16 protein-coding genes and 1 pseudogene are annotated in these 17187 nt (G+C 71.2%); 8 read left to right on the top strand and 9 right to left on the bottom strand.

Annotation, left to right across the window (positions count from 1 at the left end; all coding sequences use genetic code 11):
* The first annotated feature begins 233 nt into the window (after positions 1–233).
* From AB0M11_RS21670 to AB0M11_RS21660, 3 genes are read left to right on the top strand one after another with little or no spacing between them, the layout of a single operon-like run.
* Positions 234–1124: an ABC transporter substrate-binding protein gene (locus tag AB0M11_RS21670; protein WP_365707803.1), complete on the top strand. Its 891-nt coding sequence runs from the start codon at positions 234–236 to the stop codon at positions 1122–1124.
* Positions 1121–2050 (top strand): amino acid ABC transporter permease, encoded by a 930-nt coding sequence (locus AB0M11_RS21665; RefSeq protein WP_365707801.1) that lies wholly within the window; start codon positions 1121–1123, stop codon positions 2048–2050. The genes AB0M11_RS21670 and AB0M11_RS21665 overlap by 4 nt, the downstream gene beginning before the upstream one ends.
* Positions 2047–2799 (top strand): amino acid ABC transporter ATP-binding protein, encoded by a 753-nt coding sequence (locus AB0M11_RS21660; protein WP_365707799.1) that lies wholly within the window; start codon positions 2047–2049, stop codon positions 2797–2799. The genes AB0M11_RS21665 and AB0M11_RS21660 overlap by 4 nt, the downstream gene beginning before the upstream one ends.
* A 70-nt stretch (positions 2800–2869) precedes the next feature.
* Here AB0M11_RS21660 and aroQ read toward each other — a convergent pair whose 3' ends face one another.
* Positions 2870–3343: a type II 3-dehydroquinate dehydratase gene (gene aroQ, locus AB0M11_RS21655; RefSeq protein WP_365707797.1), complete on the bottom strand. Its 474-nt coding sequence runs from the start codon at positions 3341–3343 to the stop codon at positions 2870–2872.
* Positions 3344–3545: 202 nt separating this feature from the next.
* Here aroQ and AB0M11_RS21650 point away from each other — a divergent pair, with 202 nt between their 5' ends.
* A complete protein-coding gene (locus AB0M11_RS21650) occupies positions 3546–4817 on the top strand; it encodes an MFS transporter (protein ID WP_365707795.1) in 1272 nt (423 codons plus the stop codon).
* A gap of 13 nt (positions 4818–4830) precedes the next feature.
* Here the strand turns inward: AB0M11_RS21650 and AB0M11_RS21645 are convergent.
* The 7 genes and pseudogenes from AB0M11_RS21645 to AB0M11_RS21615 all read right to left on the bottom strand — a co-directional run bounded on the left by AB0M11_RS21645 (position 4831) and on the right by AB0M11_RS21615 (position 12884).
* Positions 4831–5267: pseudogene (locus AB0M11_RS21645) on the bottom strand (hypothetical protein).
* Positions 5268–5378: 111 nt separating this feature from the next.
* The gene (locus AB0M11_RS21640) at positions 5379–5681 is read right to left on the bottom strand and encodes a hypothetical protein (RefSeq protein ID WP_365707793.1); all 303 of its coding nucleotides are present in this window, start codon (positions 5679–5681) and stop codon (positions 5379–5381) included.
* A gap of 130 nt (positions 5682–5811) precedes the next feature.
* Entirely contained in the window at positions 5812–6813 is a 1002-nt protein-coding gene (locus AB0M11_RS21635) for a TerC family protein (RefSeq protein WP_365707791.1), read from the bottom strand.
* 221 nt (positions 6814–7034) lie between these two features.
* Entirely contained in the window at positions 7035–9026 is a 1992-nt protein-coding gene (locus tag AB0M11_RS21630) for a TerD family protein (RefSeq protein ID WP_365707789.1), read from the bottom strand.
* Positions 9027–9075: 49 nt separating this feature from the next.
* Complete coding sequence (locus AB0M11_RS21625) at positions 9076–9654, bottom strand: TerD family protein (protein ID WP_365707787.1); 579 nt, start codon at positions 9652–9654, stop codon at positions 9076–9078.
* A gap of 166 nt (positions 9655–9820) precedes the next feature.
* Positions 9821–11977, bottom strand: a complete 2157-nt coding sequence (gene uvrB / locus AB0M11_RS21620) for an excinuclease ABC subunit UvrB (protein ID WP_365707785.1) — start codon at positions 11975–11977, stop codon at positions 9821–9823.
* 40 nt (positions 11978–12017) lie between these two features.
* Positions 12018–12884, bottom strand: a complete 867-nt coding sequence (locus AB0M11_RS21615; protein WP_365707783.1) for an MHYT domain-containing protein — start codon at positions 12882–12884, stop codon at positions 12018–12020.
* Between the two features lie 277 nt (positions 12885–13161).
* Between AB0M11_RS21615 and AB0M11_RS21610 the strand changes: the two genes are divergently transcribed.
* Together AB0M11_RS21610 and AB0M11_RS21605 are read left to right on the top strand one after the other, a co-directional pair.
* Positions 13162–14031, top strand: coding sequence for a glycerophosphodiester phosphodiesterase family protein (locus AB0M11_RS21610; protein WP_365707781.1), 870 nt, complete (start codon positions 13162–13164; stop codon positions 14029–14031).
* Between the two features lie 88 nt (positions 14032–14119).
* The gene (locus tag AB0M11_RS21605) at positions 14120–14674 is read left to right on the top strand and encodes a methylated-DNA--[protein]-cysteine S-methyltransferase (protein WP_365707779.1); all 555 of its coding nucleotides are present in this window, start codon (positions 14120–14122) and stop codon (positions 14672–14674) included.
* A 44-nt stretch (positions 14675–14718) separates the two neighbouring features.
* Here AB0M11_RS21605 and AB0M11_RS21600 read toward each other — a convergent pair whose 3' ends face one another.
* Positions 14719–15147 carry a VOC family protein gene (locus AB0M11_RS21600; RefSeq protein WP_365707777.1) on the bottom strand — a complete coding sequence of 143 codons (429 nt, stop codon included), beginning with the start codon at positions 15145–15147 and terminating at the stop codon, positions 14719–14721.
* A gap of 97 nt (positions 15148–15244) precedes the next feature.
* Between AB0M11_RS21600 and AB0M11_RS21595 the strand changes: the two genes are divergently transcribed.
* Complete coding sequence (locus AB0M11_RS21595) at positions 15245–16153, top strand: pseudouridine-5'-phosphate glycosidase (protein ID WP_365707775.1); 909 nt, start codon at positions 15245–15247, stop codon at positions 16151–16153.
* On the top strand, positions 16138–17082 hold the full coding sequence (locus tag AB0M11_RS21590; RefSeq protein ID WP_365707773.1) for a PfkB family carbohydrate kinase: 945 nt from the start codon (positions 16138–16140) through the stop codon (positions 17080–17082). Before AB0M11_RS21595 ends, AB0M11_RS21590 begins: the two co-directional genes overlap by 16 nt.
* Positions 17083–17187: the final 105 nt, after the last annotated feature.

Raw genomic sequence — 17187 nt, 5'->3', positions numbered from 1 at the left:
AGCGCACGCTCCCGGCGCGCGCGACGGCGCAGTCAACTGGTGGCAGCCCCGCACAGGATGACGGCTCCTGCGCGGTACGGGCCGCCGGCCATCATTCCCCGCCCTCGGTCGGCGGCCCCGGCGTGTCCGCCTCTCGGTCGCGGCGTTCACAAAACCGCAACACCCGTTCCCAACATGCGGACAAATACCGGCTTGACCTGGACAAACGCGGCGTTCGCTGTCACTCTCCCGCCATGCACCCTGCCCCGAGCGCGCTGCGTCGCGCTGCCGCCGCCACCATAGCCCTGCTCGCCACCGCTGTCGGCTGCGCTCCGCAGCCGGACGACAAGGCCTCCGGTGGACCCTCCTCCTCGGCCTCGTCAACCGGATCCGCCTGCACCAAGGGCAAGTTGGCCACCAAGACCTCCGGCAAGCTGACGATCGCGACCGACGAGCCGGCGTACGAGCCGTGGTTCAAGGACGACAAGCCGGCCAACGGCGAGGGCTTCGAGTCGGCCGTCGCGTACGCCGTGGCGCAGCAGCTGGGGTACGGCAAGAGCGCGGTCGTCTGGCAGCGGGTGCCGTTCAACAAGGCGTTCGCGCCCGGCGTGAAGACCTTCGACTTCGACATCAACCAGGTGTCCATCAGCACCGAGCGCAAGAAGGCCGTGGACTTCTCGTCCGGCTACTACGACGTCCGCCAGGCGGTCATCGCGCTCAAGGGCAGCAAGGCCGCGAAGGCGACGAGCGTCGCGGACCTCAAGGGTCTCAAGCTCGGCGCCCAGGTCGGCACGACGAGCCTCAACTACATCAGCGACGTGGTGAAGCCGTCCCAGGAGGCGGCCGCCTACTCCAAGAACGACCAGGCCATCTCGGCACTGAAGAACGGCCAGGTGGACGCGATCGTCACCGACCTGCCGACCGCCTTCTACGTCACCGCGGCCCAGGTGACCAATGCCAAGATCGTCGGCCAGTTCGAGAACCAGGGCGGCACGCCCGAGCAGTTCGGGCTCGTCCTGGACAAGGGCAGCGACCTCACGCCCTGCGTGACCTCGGCCGTGGACGCCCTGCGCAAGGACGGCACCCTGGCGAAGCTGGACAAGCAGTGGCTGTCCGACGCCGTCGACGCGCCGGTGCTCAAGTGACGGTCACCAAGGACGAGTCCGGCCGGGAGGGTGCGGACGACAAGGGCGACATGCCGGCCGGCGCCCCCGCGGGCGCCGGCGGCTACACCCCCTCGGGACGACGGCTGGAGCGGGAGCGCTACAAGCGTGCGCGCGCCCGTCGCGCGACCGCGATCGCCGCGCTGTCGACGCTGGTCACGGCCGTCGTCCTGTACCTGGTCGTGGTCAGCGCGCCGGGCTGGGAGCGCACCAAGGAGACCTTCTTCGACGGGCAGTACGCGCGCGAGGCGTTCCCCAAGGTCCTCGAAGGCCTGTGGCTCAACGTGCGGCTGCTGTTGGTCTGCGGCGTGCTGGTACTCGTCCTGGGCATGCTGATCGCCATCGCCCGCACACTGCCGGGGCCGGTCTTCTTCCCACTGCGGGCGCTGGCGGCGGCGTACACGGACTTCTTCCGCGGGCTGCCACTGCTCATCAACCTGATGATCGTGGTCTTCGGTGTACCCGCGCTGCGCCTCCAGGGCGTGACCGTCGACCCCGTGCTGCTGGGCGGTGCGGCACTGACGCTGACGTACTCCGCCTACGTCGCCGAGGTGTTCCGGGCGGGCATCGAGTCCGTGCACCCCTCGCAGCGGGCCGCGGCCCGCTCGCTGGGGCTGACCAACCGGCAGGCGCTGCGGTACGTGGTGCTCCCCCAGGCGGTACGCCGCCAGGTGCCGCCGCTGCTGAACGACCTGGTGTCGCTGCAGAAGGACACGGGACTCGTGTCCATCGGCGGCGCGATCGACGCCGTACGGGCGTCCGACATCATCGCCCAGCGCAGCCTCAACTACACGCCGTACATCGTCGCCGGGCTGGTCTTCGTGGCGCTGACCATCCCGATGACCCGCTTCACGGACTGGGTGACGGCCCGGATGGACCGCCGGCGGGCCCAGGGAGGATCCATATGAGCGACGCGCCTGTCCTGCGCATGGAGTCCGTCCGCAAGACGTTCGGGGATGCGGTGGTCCTGCGGGACGTCGACCTGGAGGTCGCCCCGCACACGGTGACGGCGCTGATCGGGGCCTCCGGTTCCGGCAAGTCGACATTGCTGCGCTGCGCCAACCTCCTGGAGGAGATCGACGACGGCGCGATCTGGCTGGACGGCGAGGAGATCACCGACCCGCGTGCCGACCAGGACGCGGTGCGCCGCCGGATCGGCGTGGTCTTCCAGGCGTACAACCTCTTCCCGCACATGACCGTGCTGGAGAACATCACCCTGGCGCCGCGCCGGGTGCACGGCGCCTCCCGCGCGGAGGCCGAGGAGCGGGCCAGGGAGCTGCTGGGGCGCCTGGGACTGGGCGACAAGGCGGACGCCTATCCCGACCGGCTGAGCGGCGGCCAGCAGCAGCGGGTGGCGATCGTGCGGGCCCTGGCGGTACGGCCCCGGCTGCTGCTGCTCGACGAGATCACCGCCGCCCTGGACCCGGAGCTGGTGGGCGAGGTGCTCACCGTGGTCCGGGATCTCAAGGGCGAGGGGATGACGATGGTGCTGGCGACCCACGAGATGGGCTTCGCCCGGGACGTAGCCGACCAGGTCTGCTTCCTCGACGGCGGCGTCGTCCTCGAACGCGGCACGGCCGAGCAGGTGTTCGGCGACCCCCGGCAGGAGCGCACCCGGCGCTTCCTGCGGCGGATCGTGGAGGCCGGACGGCTCTGAGGGCGCCGCGGCGCCAGGGCCTGTACGGTGCGCCAGGGCCTGTCCGGCGGATCAAGTCGGCGGACGGGCCCTAGGCGTCGGCGGTGGTGGCGCCGAGCAGCGCCGCCACCCGCTCCACGCCGAACACATAGCCCTGTACGCCACACCCGGCGATCACTCCGTCGGCGCGCAGGGACACGTAGGAGTGGTGCCGGAACGACTCCCGCTGGTGGATGTTGGAGATGTGGACCTCCACCACCGGCATGCGGTCACAGGTGTTGAGGGCGTCCAGGATCGCGATGGAGGTGTGCGAGTAGGCGCCGGGGTTGATGACGATCCCGCAGTGGTCGGTGCGTGCCTCGTGGATCCAGTCGACCAGTTCGCCCTCGTGGTTCGACTGCCGGAGGTCCACGGTGCCGCCGTGCGCGGCCGCCGCCTTGACGCACAGGGCCTCGACGTCGGCGAGGGTGTCCGAGCCGTAGATCTCGGGCTGACGCCGGCCCAGCAGGTTCAGGTTGGGCCCGTTGAGGATCATGATCGGGGCGTTGGCCAGGGTGCGGGGCACGATTCCTCCGGTCGGTGGGACATCCGTGGGACGTCCGTGGGACAGACGAACGGTCCGGGAAGGACCGCTGCTCGGTCCGGTCTATCACGGTGCGCGGCGGCTCCCGCGCGAAGCGTCTCACCACCGTGCGCCCCCGTAACCGTCGATCACCCTGAGTAGTTGACGGAGCATGCAGGATACACGCACCGTAAGGGGCCCGTCGATGCTTCGGCTGGCAGCCGCCTCCCTCGCCGGGACCGCGATCGAGTTCTACGACTTCTTCGTCTACGGGACGGCGGCGGCGCTCGTCCTGGGACCGCTGTTCTTCCCGACGTTCTCACCGCTGGCGGGGACGCTGGCGGCGTTCGGGACGTTCGGCGTGGGGTTCGTGGCCCGGCCGCTGGGCTCGGTGCTGTTCGGGCACATCGGGGACCGGCGCGGCCGGCGTCCGGTGCTCGTCGGGTCGCTGCTGCTGACGGGTGCGTCGACGGTTGCGGTCGGGTTCGTGCCGTCCTACGACAGGATCGGCCTCGCCGCTCCCCTGCTGCTCCTCCTGCTGCGCTTCCTGCAGGGGCTGGGGCTCGGCGGGGAGTGGGGCGGGGCCGTGCTGCTGACCGTGGAACACGCGCCCGCCGGGCGGCGCGCCCTGTGGTCGAGCTTTCCGCAGATCGGTCCGGCCATCGGCTTCCTCCTCGCCAACGGCGTGCTGCTGGCCCTCTCGGCCCTTCTGCCGGACGCCCAGTTCGCGCGCTGGGGATGGCGGGTGCCGTTCTGGGCGGCCGGGGCACTGGCCCTGGGCGGGCTCTGGCTTCGTTCGTCGCTCGCCGAGACTCCGCGGTTCCTGGAGATCGACGAGCCCGCGCGCGTGCCGTTCGCCGAAGTCGTACGCCACCACTGGCGGCTGGTGCTGCTGACGGCCGGGGCGCTCGCGGTCGGGTACGCGGTGTTCTACGCGGTGACGACCTGGTCGCTGGCCTACGGCACGGAGCGGCTCGGGGTGAGCCGTACGGTCATGCTGACCTGTGTCATGGCCGCCGTGGTGGTGAAGGCGTCGCTCACGCCGGCGATGGCCCTGCTGGGCGACCGCTACGGGCGCCGGCCGCTGTGCCTGGCGGGGTGCGCCGCCTCGGCGCTGTGGATGTTCCCGATGGTCGCGCTGCTCGCCACCGGTCAGCCGCTGCTGATGTTCCTCGGGTTCACGGGTGCCCTGGTCGCCTTCGTCACCATGTTCGCGGTGGTCGCCGCCTATCTCCCGGAGCTCTACGCACCCCGGGTGCGCTGCACCGGTGCCGCCGTCGGCTACAACCTCGGCGGGGTCCTCGGAGGAGCGCTGACGCCGATCGTGGCGACCGCGCTGGCGGAGCGCGGTGGACGCGTACCGTGGGCCGTGGGGGCGTATCTGACCGGGATCGCCCTGCTGAGCCTGGGGTGCTTCGCCCTGCTGCCGGAGACGCGTCCGGTGCCGGTGGCGGCGGCCGAACCGGCCGCCGGGTGAGCGCGCGGACCGGCTACGGGTTGATCGCCAGTTCCAGACAGGCGGCGAACAGCACGAGGTGGACGCCGCCCTGGAGCGGTGTGGCGCGGCCCGGCACCACGGTCAGGGAGCTGACCACCACGGTCAGCGCGAGCAGCAGCATAGGGGTGGCGCCGAGGCCGAGGACCAGGGGCCCTGAGAGCCAGACCGAGGCGAGGGCCACGGCGGGGATGGTCAGGCCGATGCTGGCCATGGCGGATCCGAGTGCCAGGTGAAGGGTTCGCCGACTCGGTGGGCCACGACCTCGGCGTGATGGACCGCGGCGAGGACCGATCCGGCGAGGACCACGGTCACCACGGCGACGACCGCGCCGGGCAGACTGCGGCCCCAGGTGAACAGGAGCAGGACGACCGCGAGCACCGGCACGAGGAGCGTCCACTGGGTGGTGAGCGACCCGGACCGAGTGATCATGCAGCGATGGTGGCAGAGGCGTACGGGCTTCGCATTCGGATCCTTTCGGGGCTGCGGGGGCCCGCCGCCGGCACGGCGCGGCCCCCGGTCCTGGGGTGGTCGGCGGGACGGTTACGTGAAGTCGGTCAGGTCCACGACGTCACAGTCGGTGAAGGACGGCGGCCGGGTGCACAGGGCGGCCATCTGCTCGGCGAACTTGCTCGTCTCGGGGTCCTCGCTGTTGCGCACGGCCTCCTCGTAGGAGTCGAACTCGATCACGCCGAGGTAGCGGCCGGGGCGGCTGCGGTCCTTGAGGATCAGGCGGCGTGCGGGGCTGTTCTCACGGCCGGCGAGCCGGCTGCCCAGCTCGTCGGCGAGGGCCTTCAGCTCGTCGATGCGGTCGGTCTCGAAGTCGATGATCTGGACGAATGTCACGGTTGCCTCCACCGGGCGGCGGCGCCCCCGGACCGGGGACGTTCCGCCACCCAACGAAGCATCCGCGGCGGTGGGTCGGCAATGCGCCCGGCACCGCCGCACGGGGTGGTTGTTCCTACGTCCGACGTGGTCAGACGTCGATGCTGTCCTTCGGAGCGCCTTCGCTCGTGGCCTGCGCCGCCTCGGCCGCCGCCTGCTTCCTGGAGGCCCGCAGGCTGGTGACGGTGGTGACGATCAGGACCCCGCAGATCACGCCGAGCGAGACCGGGATGCTGATCTCCGGGACGTGGACGCCGGACTCGTGCAGAGCGTGCAGCACCAGCTTGACGCCGATGAAGCCGAGGATGATCGACAGGCCGTAGGAGAGGTGGACCAGTTTCCTCAGCAGTCCGCCGATGAGGAAGTACAGCTGTCGCAGGCCCATCAGCGCGAAGGCGTTGGCCGTGAAGACGATGTACGGGTCCTGCGTCAGGCCGAAGATCGCGGGGATGGAGTCCAGCGCGAACAGGACGTCGGTCGTACCGATGGCGAGCATCACGACCAGCATCGGGGTCATGACCCGCTTGCCGTTCTGCTGGATCCACAGCTTGGTGCCGTGGTAGCGGTCGGCCACACCGAACCGGCGCTCCGCGGCCTTGAGCAGCTTGTTCTCCTCGAACTCCTCTTCCTCCTGGTCGGCCCTGGCCTCCTGGATCAGCTTCCAGGCGGTCCAGATCAGGAAGGCGCCGAAGAGGTAGAAGACCCACGAGAAGCTGGCGAGGATCGCGGCACCCGCGGCGATGAAGACGGCCCGAAGCACCAGGGCTATGAGGACACCCACGAGCAGCACCCGCTGCTGGTACTGCGAGGGCACGGCGAACTTCGCCATGATCAGGACGAAGACGAAGAGATTGTCGACACTCAGCGACTTCTCGGTGATGAAGCCCGCGAAGAACTCGCCGGCGGGCCGGCCGCCGCCGAAGAGCAGCAGGCCGAGGCCGAAGAGCCCGGCCAGCGCGATCCAGACGACGGTCCAGATGCCTGCTTCCTTGACGGATACGTCATGCGGCTTGCGGCCGATGAAGAAATCGACCGCGATCAGGGCGGCCAGGCCCAGGATCGTGAGGACCCACAGGGTCACGGACACATCCACTGCTGCCTCCGGTTAGTGAACGGCAAAGATTCGGCGTTGCGCTACCGGAGGTCTCTTCCACCCGACACGGGCCGACGCCCCGGGATCCGGTCGGATCCGTATTGACGGGTACGCCGCAGCAGACAGGGAGTACTCCCCTCCGTACGGAAAAGAGTACCCAACACCCAAGGGAAGGTAAAGCAATTGGTCAAGAAAGGACCAAGTTAGCTGGTCCAAGCGGTTTACGTGAGCTTGATGCGAGCGGTCGCGACCTCGGTGAGCACCTGCTGGAGCACCCGGCTGCCGGGCGGTACGAGACAGGGCTCGTAGGTCCAGGCATGTCCCACCCACGGGTCGGCCAGGTGATCGTCCGGGACGGGGGTGAGTCGCATCAGTGAACGCCACAGCGGATCGAGCAACGGGCCGTAGGCGGTGGCGTCCGCACGATCGGCGACCAGCAGAAGGTGGACACCGGCCTCGGGGCCCTCGTCCGCGAGATAGCGCAGCTGGGTGACGGCCCGGTCGTCGAAACCGTGCGGGAAGTCGTGAACGATCAGCAGGTGCCGCGAGGTGGCCGGACCGGACGGCAGCGCGTCGGACACACCGCCACGCAGCGCCATCTGCACCAGGTCGACGCGCTCGGCGAGCCGGCCCAGCGTGTTCGTCACACCGGCGGCGCCCGACGCGGGCGGCCCGTCCAGCACACCGGCCTCCGTCAGCGGTGCGAGCGCGGCCCCGCCGGCTCCCGCCGGATCGATGACCTGAACGCCGAACTCCCCCGCCGGATGGATGGCCAGCAGCCGGGCCGCGAGCGCCACCGCCGCCCGCAGGGCCGGCTGCCGCAGCTCACCCGCCTCCCCGTGGCGGGACGCGTCGGGCACGCCGCTGTCGATCCACAGACCTCGCTCCAGGGGCAGCCGGACCAGCATCGGAATGCGCAGCGGCTCGCTCTCCGGGAGGCTGAGGTCGCCCAGCCGGACGGCCATCGGCGGCTCGGCCGGCACCCGGTAGCCGTGCCAGACCGGGTTGTCCCAGCGGGCGTACGCCGGTGGCAGTGCGGGCTCGACGACCTCGGACTCGGCGGTGAGCTGGGCCAGGTCCCGGTCGAGCACCGCCCGCGCCTGATCGACGAGCTGGGCCTGCCGGGCCTGGGCCGCCTCGCGGGCGGCGTCACCCGCCGAGCCCAGTCGGCTGCGCGGGTCCACGAGGGCCTGGTCGAGCTCCTTCTCCAGGCGCGACTCGGCGAAGTCGACGGCGCTGCGAAAGGCGGCGGTGGAACGGGCCAGGTCCTCGAACATGCCCCAGACCTGGTTGTACAGCCGCTCGTCCATGGACCAGCCGGCCGCGTCACCCGCCACGGGCGGCGCGGGCCCCTCCACCGGGGCCGGCACGTCGGAGGCCGGTTCAGCGAAGGCCGGTTCGGTGAAGGCCGGGGGCCGGGACGGTCGGCGTCGCTTCGGATGGGTGTAGTCGATGGGGCCGCCGGCAGGCGGACCGGTCACCGCGGTCTCGGCCGGGGTGGGAGGCTCTGGGGCGAGCCGGTCCGGGGTGTCGCCAGGTGCCTGGACGCCGTACGGAGATCCGGCGGCGGTTGTGGTGCCCGGCAGGTCGGGACCGGTGACGGAGGCGGCCTCGCGGCGGGACCGGTCGGCGTCCGCGGTCTGCGGCTGGACCGAGCGGGCCAGGCCGCGCGCCACCGCTTCGTCGATCCGTCGGGCGAGTTCGGCGGCCCGGGGCAGGCCCTGGTCGGTGAGGAGCGCCGGGAGGCCCGCCGCGTAGCCCTGGCCCACCGCGCGGAGCTTCCAGACCGTCTGGCGGCGGTAGAGCTCCAGCGCGACGACCGCCGACTCGGCGTCCAGACCGGTGAGGGTGTAGCCGGCGACCTCGGTGCCGTCGAGGCCGGTCACCGCGGCGCGCGGTGCCGCGCAGGCGCCGAAGCAGGGCGGGCCGGCGGGCGTGGCGGGCAGGGCGATCAGGATGCTGACCCGGTGCACGGTCTCGGGCATGACGTCGAGGTCGACGGCGAGCCGGTGCTCGGCGGCCGCCTGCCGGGACACCTCGACCCTGGGCAGGGCGGGCGCGCCCGGATGGGCCACCCGGTCGGTGCCCCCGACCCGGCCGCGCTCGTCGGCGAGGGTGGCACCGGCCACGACGGGCACCTCGGCCGAGATCCGGATCTCGATCCGGTTCCGCGAGAGCGGATGGTTCTGCCCGCGCACCAGCTCGGCCGCCATGGCCCACGTCCCCCTGAGTGTCGTGTCCTCGTGTGCCGCCGGGCCGCTGCTAGAGGTTCGGCAGGATCGTCGGCACCAGGTCCTGGAAGGTGCGGCCCCTGGCCGGGACGCCCAGGGCCGTCATCGTCCAGCCGGATCCCGACCGGTGCACCTTCGCCATGATCTGGGCGGTGTACTCCCCGCCGCCGTCGAGCGTGTAGCGCGCGAGTTCCTGGCCGGTGGTCTCGTCGACCAGTCGGCAGAAGGCGTTCTGCACTTCCTGGAAGGTCTGCCCGGTGAAGGAGTTGACGGTGAAGACGATCTGGTCGACGTGGACCGGGACGCGGGCGAGGTCGACGAGGATGGCCTCGTCGTCACCGCCCTGGCCGGCACCGCCGACGAGGTTGTCGCCCGTGTGGCGGACCGAGCCGTCGTCGCTCACCAGATGCCGGAAGAACACGACGTCGACGGGCTGCTTGTCGGCGAAGAGCACCGCCGAGGCGTCCAGGTCGATCTCACGGGTGCGCGAACCGAACAGCCCGCGCCTCGGGGCCGCCTTCCAACCAAGACCCATGCGGACCGCGCTCAGGGAGCCGCCGTCCTTCTTCTCCAGGCTGATGGCCTGACCCTTGGTCATGTTGACGGTCACGGCTGCTTCCCCTCGTCGGATGTCCCCGGTCGCCCGCGAAGTGCGCGGTTGTCCAAAACCCTATGCAGCGCCACTGACAGCGCCGAACCCCGGCCCGCGCTTTGTGTCGGTCTTGCAACACTTCGCGCACTTGCCGGGGTCCGGCTGTGCGGCGGCGGCCCGGAGCTCAGGCCAGGCCCGCCTCCTTCATCTGGCGCAGTTCCTTCTTCATCTCGGAGACCTCGTCGCGCAGCCGGGCCGCGATCTCGAACTGCAGATCCGCGGCGGCGGCGCGCATACGCTCCGTCATCTCCTCGATCTGCTCGGCGAGTTCGGCCGCCGGACGGTCGGTGGGCACCGTCTCCCCGGCCTTGCCCTTGGCGGCCTTGCCTGCCTTGGCGCCCTTGGCACCCTTGGCCGCCTTGTCGCCCAGAGCGGGGACCGGTGCCTTGCCGGCCTTGCCGTCCTTCAGCTTGCGGTAGCCCGAGCCGAGCAGTTGCTCGGTGTCGACCTCTTCGCGGGCGATCTGGGCGACGATGTCGTTGATCTTCTTGCGCAGTGGCTGCGGGTCGATGCCGTTGGCCGTGTTGTAGGCGACCTGCTTCTCCCGCCGCCGGTTGGTCTCGTCGATGGCCTTCTCCATCGCCGGGGTGATCTTGTCGGCGTACATGTGGACCTGCCCGGAGACATTGCGCGCCGCGCGGCCGATGGTCTGGATCAGCGAGGTGCCGGAGCGCAGGAAGCCCTCCTTGTCGGCGTCGAGGATCGCCACCAGGGAGACCTCGGGCAGGTCGAGGCCCTCGCGCAGGAGGTTGATGCCGACCAGGACGTCGTACTCGCCGGAGCGCAGCTCGCGCAGCAGCTCGACGCGGCGCAGGGTGTCGACGTCGCTGTGCAGATAGCGCACCTGGATGCCGAGCTCCAGGAAGTAGTCGGTGAGGTCCTCGGCCATCTTCTTGGTGAGCGTGGTGACCAGGACGCGCTCGTCCTTCTCGGTGCGCTTGCGGATCTCGTGCACCAGGTCGTCGATCTGGCCCTCGGTGGGCTTGACGACGACCTCGGGGTCGACGAGGCCGGTGGGGCGGATGATCTGCTCGACGACACCGTCCGCGCGGGAGATCTCGTACGTGCCGGGGGTCGCCGACAGGTACACGGCCTGGCCGATCCGCTCCTGGAACTCCTCCCACTTCAGCGGGCGGTTGTCCAGGGCGGAGGGCAGCCGGAAGCCGTGGTCGACCAGGGTGCGCTTGCGGGAGGCGTCACCCTCGTACATGGCGCCGATCTGCGGCACGGTGACATGCGACTCGTCGATGACGAGAAGGAAGTCGTCGGGGAAGTAGTCGAGCAGGGTGTTCGGCGGGGAGCCGGGCGAGCGGCCGTCGAAGTGCATCGAGTAGTTCTCCACGCCGGAGCAGGTGCCGATCTGGCGGAGCATCTCGAGGTCGTACGTGGTGCGCATGCGCAGCCGCTGGGCCTCCAGGAGCTTGCCCTGCTTCTCCAGCTCGGCCAGGCGCTCCCCGAGCTCCTTCTCGATGTCGTTGACGGCCCGCTCCATGCGCTCGGGGCCGGCGACGTAGTGGGAGGCCGGAAAGACGTACAGCTGACGGTCGTCGCTGATGATCTCGCCGGTGAGCGGGTGGAGCGTGGAGAGAGCCTCGATCTCGTCGCCGAACATCTCGATGCGGACGGCCAGCTCCTCGTAGACCGGGAAGATCTCGATGGTGTCGCCGCGGACGCGGAAGGTGCCGCGGGTGAACGCCATGTCGTTGCGCGTGTACTGGATGTCCACGAAGCGGCGCAGCAGGTCGTCGCGGTCGATCTCGTCGCCGACCCGCAGCGGGACCATCCGGTCGACGTACTCCTGCGGGGTACCGAGGCCGTAGATGCAGGAGACCGAGGCGACCACGATCACGTCACGGCGGGTGAGCAGCGAGTTGGTGGCCGAGTGGCGCAGCCGCTCGACCTCCTCGTTGATCGAGGAGTCCTTCTCGATGTACGTGTCCGACTGCGGAACGTACGCCTCGGGCTGGTAGTAGTCGTAGTACGAGACGAAGTATTCGACCGCGTTGTTCGGGAGGAGCTCGCGGAACTCGTTGGCCAGCTGGGCGGCCAGCGTCTTGTTCGGCGCCATCACCAGGGTGGGGCGCTGGAGCTTCTCGATCATCCACGCTGTGGTGGCGGACTTGCCGGTGCCGGTCGCGCCGAGGAGGACGACGTCCTTCTCACCGGCCTCGATGCGCCTGGCCAGGTCGGCGATGGCCGCCGGCTGGTCGCCGCTGGGCTGGTACGGGCTGACGACCTCGAAGGGCGCCACCGTGCGTTCGATGTGGGAAACGGGCCGCATGGAATCCACCGTACGACCCCGCACTGACAACCGGGTCTGATCAGCGGTTCTGCGGGGTGCGCGAGGTGTGGTGGGTCTGCTGGCGGCCGACGCGCGGGGACGGGCGGCGGCTCGGGTAGTGGCCGACCTCACCGGCCGGGACGCCCGGCTTGTGCTCCGCGCGGAGCCGGTCGGGTCGGCCCGTGACCATCAGCGGGTCGAAGATCACGACGGCGGCGGCCAGGCAGAGGAAGGCCAGCGGACCGATCAGCATGGGGGCGAGCAGCGAGGCGGGCGAGTCACCGGGCGTCGCCACGCCCGCGCTGTGGAGGTGGACGGAGAGCGCGGCCATGCCGGTGTAGTGCATGCCGCTGACGGCGAGTCCCATGACGAGGCTCGCGCCGACGCTCCACAGGAATCCGCGCACCTGCCCGGCCGCCCACAGGGCCGAGGTCGCGGCCACGACCCCTATCACCACTGAGGCGGCCACCGTGAGCGTGTTGTACTCCAGGGTTCCGTTCAGGCGCAGGCCGGCCATGCCGAGGTAGTGCATGGAGGCGATGCCCAGACCGGTGATGGTGCCGCCCGTGAAGAGCGCCGTGCCGGTGGCACCCCGGTAACCGACTATGAAGATCCCGACGCTCACCATGATGATGGCGAGGCCGAGGCTCGCATAGGTGATCGGTTTGTCGTACTGGATCGGGGTCTCCTTGACGCTGAACCCCATCATGGCGACGAAGTGCATGGTCCATATGCCCGAGCCGATCGCCGCCGAGCCCAGAGCGAGCCAGGCGGGCCGCCAGGAGTGGGTCACCAGCATGGCCCGGGTCGTGCAGCGCAGCCCGAGGGCGCCACCGAGGCAGGCCATCAGATAGGCCACCAGCGGGGTGACGACCCCATAGCTGAATCCGTCGACCGTGCCCTGCATGCGCGGCTGCCCTTCACCCTTTGCGTCCCGGAATATGTGCCATGCGCCCCCGTCCCAGGACCGCCCGAGCGGTCAGGGTTGACGCAGAGAGTATGACCCGCACCGGAATGGTCGAACGATTTTCCGGCAAAGAAACACGCCCTTGCCGCAGTTGTGCGGCAACAGTGAGCGGGCTTGGACAAGTCCGTGCAATCTGTGGCCGTCTCGTATCCGACCGCTGTTGACTCACTGCTGTCACTCTTGTGCTGTCCGTATTCGCTCGACGTGAGGACTACGCATGCACGCGCGCGCAGTCGCCGCCACGGCCACCGCGCTGCTGGGAACGGCCGCCCTGCTCAGCCCCGTCCCGACCGCACGGGCCGGCGACGCGGCCGAGCCCACGGTGGTCGCGCACCGGGGTGCCTCCGCCTACGCCCCCGAGAACACCCTGGCCGCCATCGACAAGGCGGCCGCACTGGGCTTCACCTGGGTCGAGAACGACGTCCAGCGCACCCGGGACGGCCGGCTCGTCGTCATCCACGACGACAGCCTCCGGCGCACCACCGACGTCGAACAGGTCTTCCCCGGCCGGGCGCCCTGGAAAGTGAGGGACTTCACCGCGGCCGAGATCGCCCGGCTGGACGCGGGCAGCTGGTTCTCCTCCTCGTACCGGGGCACGCGCGTGCCGACCCTGGCGCAGTACCTGCGCCGGGTCGAGCACAACCACGAGAAGCTCTTCCTGGAGATCAAGAACCCGGAGCTGTATCCCGGCATCGAGCAGCAGATCGTCAAGCTGCTGAGCAACGAGGGCTGGCTGGACAGCCGGCATCTGGGCAGGCTCGTCGTGCAGAGCTTCAGCGCGGACAGCCTGCGCGTCGTGCACGATCTCCGGCCGGCCGTGACGACCGGCTACCTCGGTACACCGTCCGCCGGCTCGCTGCACCGGTACGCGGGCTTCGCCGACCTGATCAACCCCTCGGTGGACTCGATCTCCGCCGGCTATGTGAACACCGCGCACTCGCTCGACGGACCGCACGGCAGGCGGCTGCGGGTCTTCACCTGGACGGTGAACGACGCGGTCACCACCTGGAAGGCCGTCGGCTACGGCGTCGACGGGATCATCACCAACAAGCCGGACGTGGTGCGGGCCGCGCTGCGCGCGAGCTGAGCGAAGTCGCGCCCGGCCCGGCCGGGCCGGGCGGAGGCAGCCGGGCCGGGCGGCGGCGTTGTCAGTGGCGGGCCGTACGGTGGGGCACATGGAGAGCGAAGGGCAGTGCGGGCAGCGGGTTGTGTGGGCCGTCGTGGACACCGGCATCGGTCCGCTGCTGCTCGCGGCGACCGGCAGCGGGCTGGTCAACGTGGTGTTCCACGCCACCGACGCGGTCCGGGAGCGGGCGGTGGAGCGGCTGGCGGCCCGACTGGGCGCGGAGCCCGTCGAGGATCCCGCGGACCCGGTGCTGGCCGAGGCGATATCCCAGCTGGACGCGTACTTCGCCGGCCGGCGGCAGGATTTCGACCTGCCGCTGGACTGGTCGCTGATCTCCGGCTTCAACCGCCAGGTGCTGCGGGAACTGGCCGCCGGTGTGCCGTACGGCTCGGTGGTCGGGTACGGCGACCTGGCGGGTCGGGTCGGGCAGCCGGGCGGCGCGCAGGCGGTGGGCGCGGCGATGGGCGCCAATCCGCTGCCGGTCGTCGTGCCGTGTCACCGCGTGGTGGAGAGCGACGGCGGGATCGGCGGGTTCGGGGGCGGTCTGGAGACCAAACGGAAACTGCTCGCCCTGGAGGGCGTGCTGCCCGAGCCGCTGTTCTGAGGCGCGGTCCCCCGCGCCCCCGTCGCGCGCCCCTCCGGCGCCGGTCAGCCGTAGTGCCGTGCCTCCACGACGTTGCCGTCCGGGTCCCGGAAGTAGAAGTTGCGCGGAGCCGTGCCCCGGGCGCCGAAGGAGTCGTGTCCGATGCCGGTCATGGGGACGGCGTGCTCGGCCAGGCGGGCGCGCACGGCGTCGAAGGCGTCGGCGGGCAGGGACAGGCAGACGTGATTCACGGGGTGGCCCGCACTGCCCGCGGCACCGGGGAGCGCGGGCATGCGCTCGGCGAGGGTGAGCGGCGCGAGGTCGATGATGGTCTCCTCGTTGACGCGTACGGAGGGAAAGGGCACCTCTCCCGCGGTGTACTCGGCGACCCGCAGCGGTTCCAGGCCGAGCATCCGCTCGTAGAAGCCGGCCGCGGCGGCCGGGTCGCCGACCCAGAGGACGACGTGGTCCAGACGTGCCGGGTGATTCGTCATACCGCCCAGGCTGGTGGCGTCCCCCACAGGCCGCAAGCGTTTAGCGGGGTGTGGTCCCTGCCAGAGATGAGGGAGGACCGACGGACAGGAGGCAGGCGTGGTGCTGGTGGTGTCGGAAGAGGTCAGGGACGCGCTCGACGGGGGTCGTGCGGTGGTCGCCCTGGAGTCGACGATCATCGCGCACGGGCTGCCTCGCCCGCGCAACCTCCAGGTGGCGCTGGAACTGGAGGACACGGTACGGCGGGCGGGCGCGGTGCCCGCGACGATCGCCGTGCTGGACGGCCGACCTCATGTCGGCCTGGCCAAGGACCAGTTGGAGCGGGTGGCCAACGAGGACGGGATCCGCAAGCTGGGCCACCGCGACCTGCCGCTCGCCGTGGCGGCGGGGGCGAGCGGGGCGACCACCGTGTCGGCGACGGCGCAGCTGGCGGCGCTGGCCGGCCTGAGGGTGTTCGCGACGGGCGGCCTGGGCGGGGTGCACCGGGAGTGGACGGTGACCCAGGACGAGTCCGCCGACCTGGGCCTGCTGGCGCGCACCCGGATCACGGTTGTGTGCGCGGGCGTGAAGTCGATCCTGGACGTGCCGGCGACCCTCCAGCGCCTGGAGACGCTGGGCGTGGCCGTCGCCGGATACGGTACGGACCGCTTCCCCGGCTTCTATCTGTCCGACTCCGGGTATCCGGTCGACTGGACGCTTCGGACCCCGGAGCAGGTCGCGGACGTCATGCGGGCACAGGACGCGCTCGACGCGGCGGACACCGCGCTGATCGTCGCGAACCCCGTCCCGGAGGCGGAACAGCTGGACCCCGCGCTGCACGCGCGCGTGCTCGCCGACGCGTTGCACGCGTGCGACGCGGAAGGGATCACCGGTCAGGCGGTCACGCCGTTCCTGCTCGGCTATCTGGTCCGGCACACGGACGGCGCCTCGTTGGAGGCGAACCTCGCGGCCGTGCGCGGCAATGTGCGGCTGGCGGCAAGGATCGCCTCGGCGTGGGCCAGGGGGTGACGAACGGGCGGGAGGCGCGGCCGGCCGGGTGCGGGGCGCTGCTGGTCGTCGGGGACGTCGTCACCGACGTCGTCGCACGCTACCGGGGGCCGCTCGCGGCAGGCACCGACACGGCCGCGGTGGTCCGGACGCTGCCCGGCGGGGCGGGCGCCAATGTGGCCAGCTGGGCCGCCTACGCGGGCTGTGCGGACGTGCGGCTGCTGGGCAGGGTGGGCACGGACGCGGTGCGGTGGCACGAGCGGGAGCTGGCCGCCGCCGGGGTGCGTCCCCGGCTCGTGGTGGACCCGGAGGCGGCGACCGGCACGGTGATCTGCCTGGTCGACGGCGGCGCCGCGGCTGAGCGCACGTTCCTCACCGACAGCGGGGCTTCCTTGCGGCTGGAGCCCGCCGACTGGTCGGACGCCCTGCTCGACGGGGTGGCCCGGCTGCATCTCTCCGGTTACCTGCTGTTCTCGGAACCGAGCCGGGCGCTGGTGGCGGTGGCCGTGGCGGCGGCACGCGCGCGTGGCGTGCCGGTGAGCCTCGACCCGGCGTCGGCCGGGTTCCTCGTGGAACTCGGCGTGGACCGCTTCCTGGCACTCGTCGAGGGGGTGGACGTCCTGCTGCCGAGCCGGGACGAGGCCTGTCTGCTGACGGGCCTGCCCGACCCGGCGGACGCCGCGGTCAAGCTGAGCCGCCAGGTGCCGCTGGTGGTGGCCAAGGCGGGCGCGGACGGGGCGCTGGTGGCCCGGTCGGGTGACCTCCTCGGGCGCGTCCCGGCCGTACCGGCGACGCCGCGCGACACCACGGGCGCCGGTGACGCCTTCACCGGGGCGTTCCTCGCCGCGCTGATCACCGGCGCGGACGCGCGGGAGGCGGCGGCGCGGGGCTGCCGGGCCGGCGCCCGGGCGGTGGAACGGGTGGGCGCGAGACCGCCCGCCCGCCAGTGACCGCGGGCAGCATCCGGGACACGGCAGCATGCAGGAGAAAGCGGCATGCAGGACGCGGCACCATGCAGAAGAAGGCGCGACCGGCCGCGGCCCCGCGTGCGGAAG

The sequence above is a fragment of the Streptomyces sp. NPDC051987 genome, from assembly GCF_040680735.1.
Lineage (GTDB): Bacteria > Actinomycetota > Actinomycetes > Streptomycetales > Streptomycetaceae > Streptomyces.
This window is presented reverse-complemented; position numbering and strand designations above follow the sequence as displayed.

Excerpts from the sequence above, each read along its gene's own strand:
- AB0M11_RS21670 (WP_365707803.1), top strand. The coding sequence starts at position 234 with ATGCACCCTGCCCCGAGCGCGCTGCGTCGCGCTGCCGCCGCCACCATA.
- AB0M11_RS21660 (WP_365707799.1), top strand. The coding sequence starts at position 2,047 with ATGAGCGACGCGCCTGTCCTGCGCATGGAGTCCGTCCGCAAGACGTTC.
- AB0M11_RS21650 (WP_365707795.1), top strand. The coding sequence starts at position 3,546 with ATGCTTCGGCTGGCAGCCGCCTCCCTCGCCGGGACCGCGATCGAGTTC.
- AB0M11_RS21630 (WP_365707789.1), bottom strand. The coding sequence starts at position 9,026 with ATGGCGGCCGAGCTGGTGCGCGGGCAGAACCATCCGCTCTCGCGGAAC.
- uvrB (WP_365707785.1), bottom strand. The coding sequence starts at position 11,977 with ATGCGGCCCGTTTCCCACATCGAACGCACGGTGGCGCCCTTCGAGGTC.
- AB0M11_RS21615 (WP_365707783.1), bottom strand. The coding sequence starts at position 12,884 with ATGCAGGGCACGGTCGACGGATTCAGCTATGGGGTCGTCACCCCGCTG.
- AB0M11_RS21610 (WP_365707781.1), top strand. The coding sequence starts at position 13,162 with ATGCACGCGCGCGCAGTCGCCGCCACGGCCACCGCGCTGCTGGGAACG.
- AB0M11_RS21605 (WP_365707779.1), top strand. The coding sequence starts at position 14,120 with ATGGAGAGCGAAGGGCAGTGCGGGCAGCGGGTTGTGTGGGCCGTCGTG.
- AB0M11_RS21600 (WP_365707777.1), bottom strand. The coding sequence starts at position 15,147 with ATGACGAATCACCCGGCACGTCTGGACCACGTCGTCCTCTGGGTCGGC.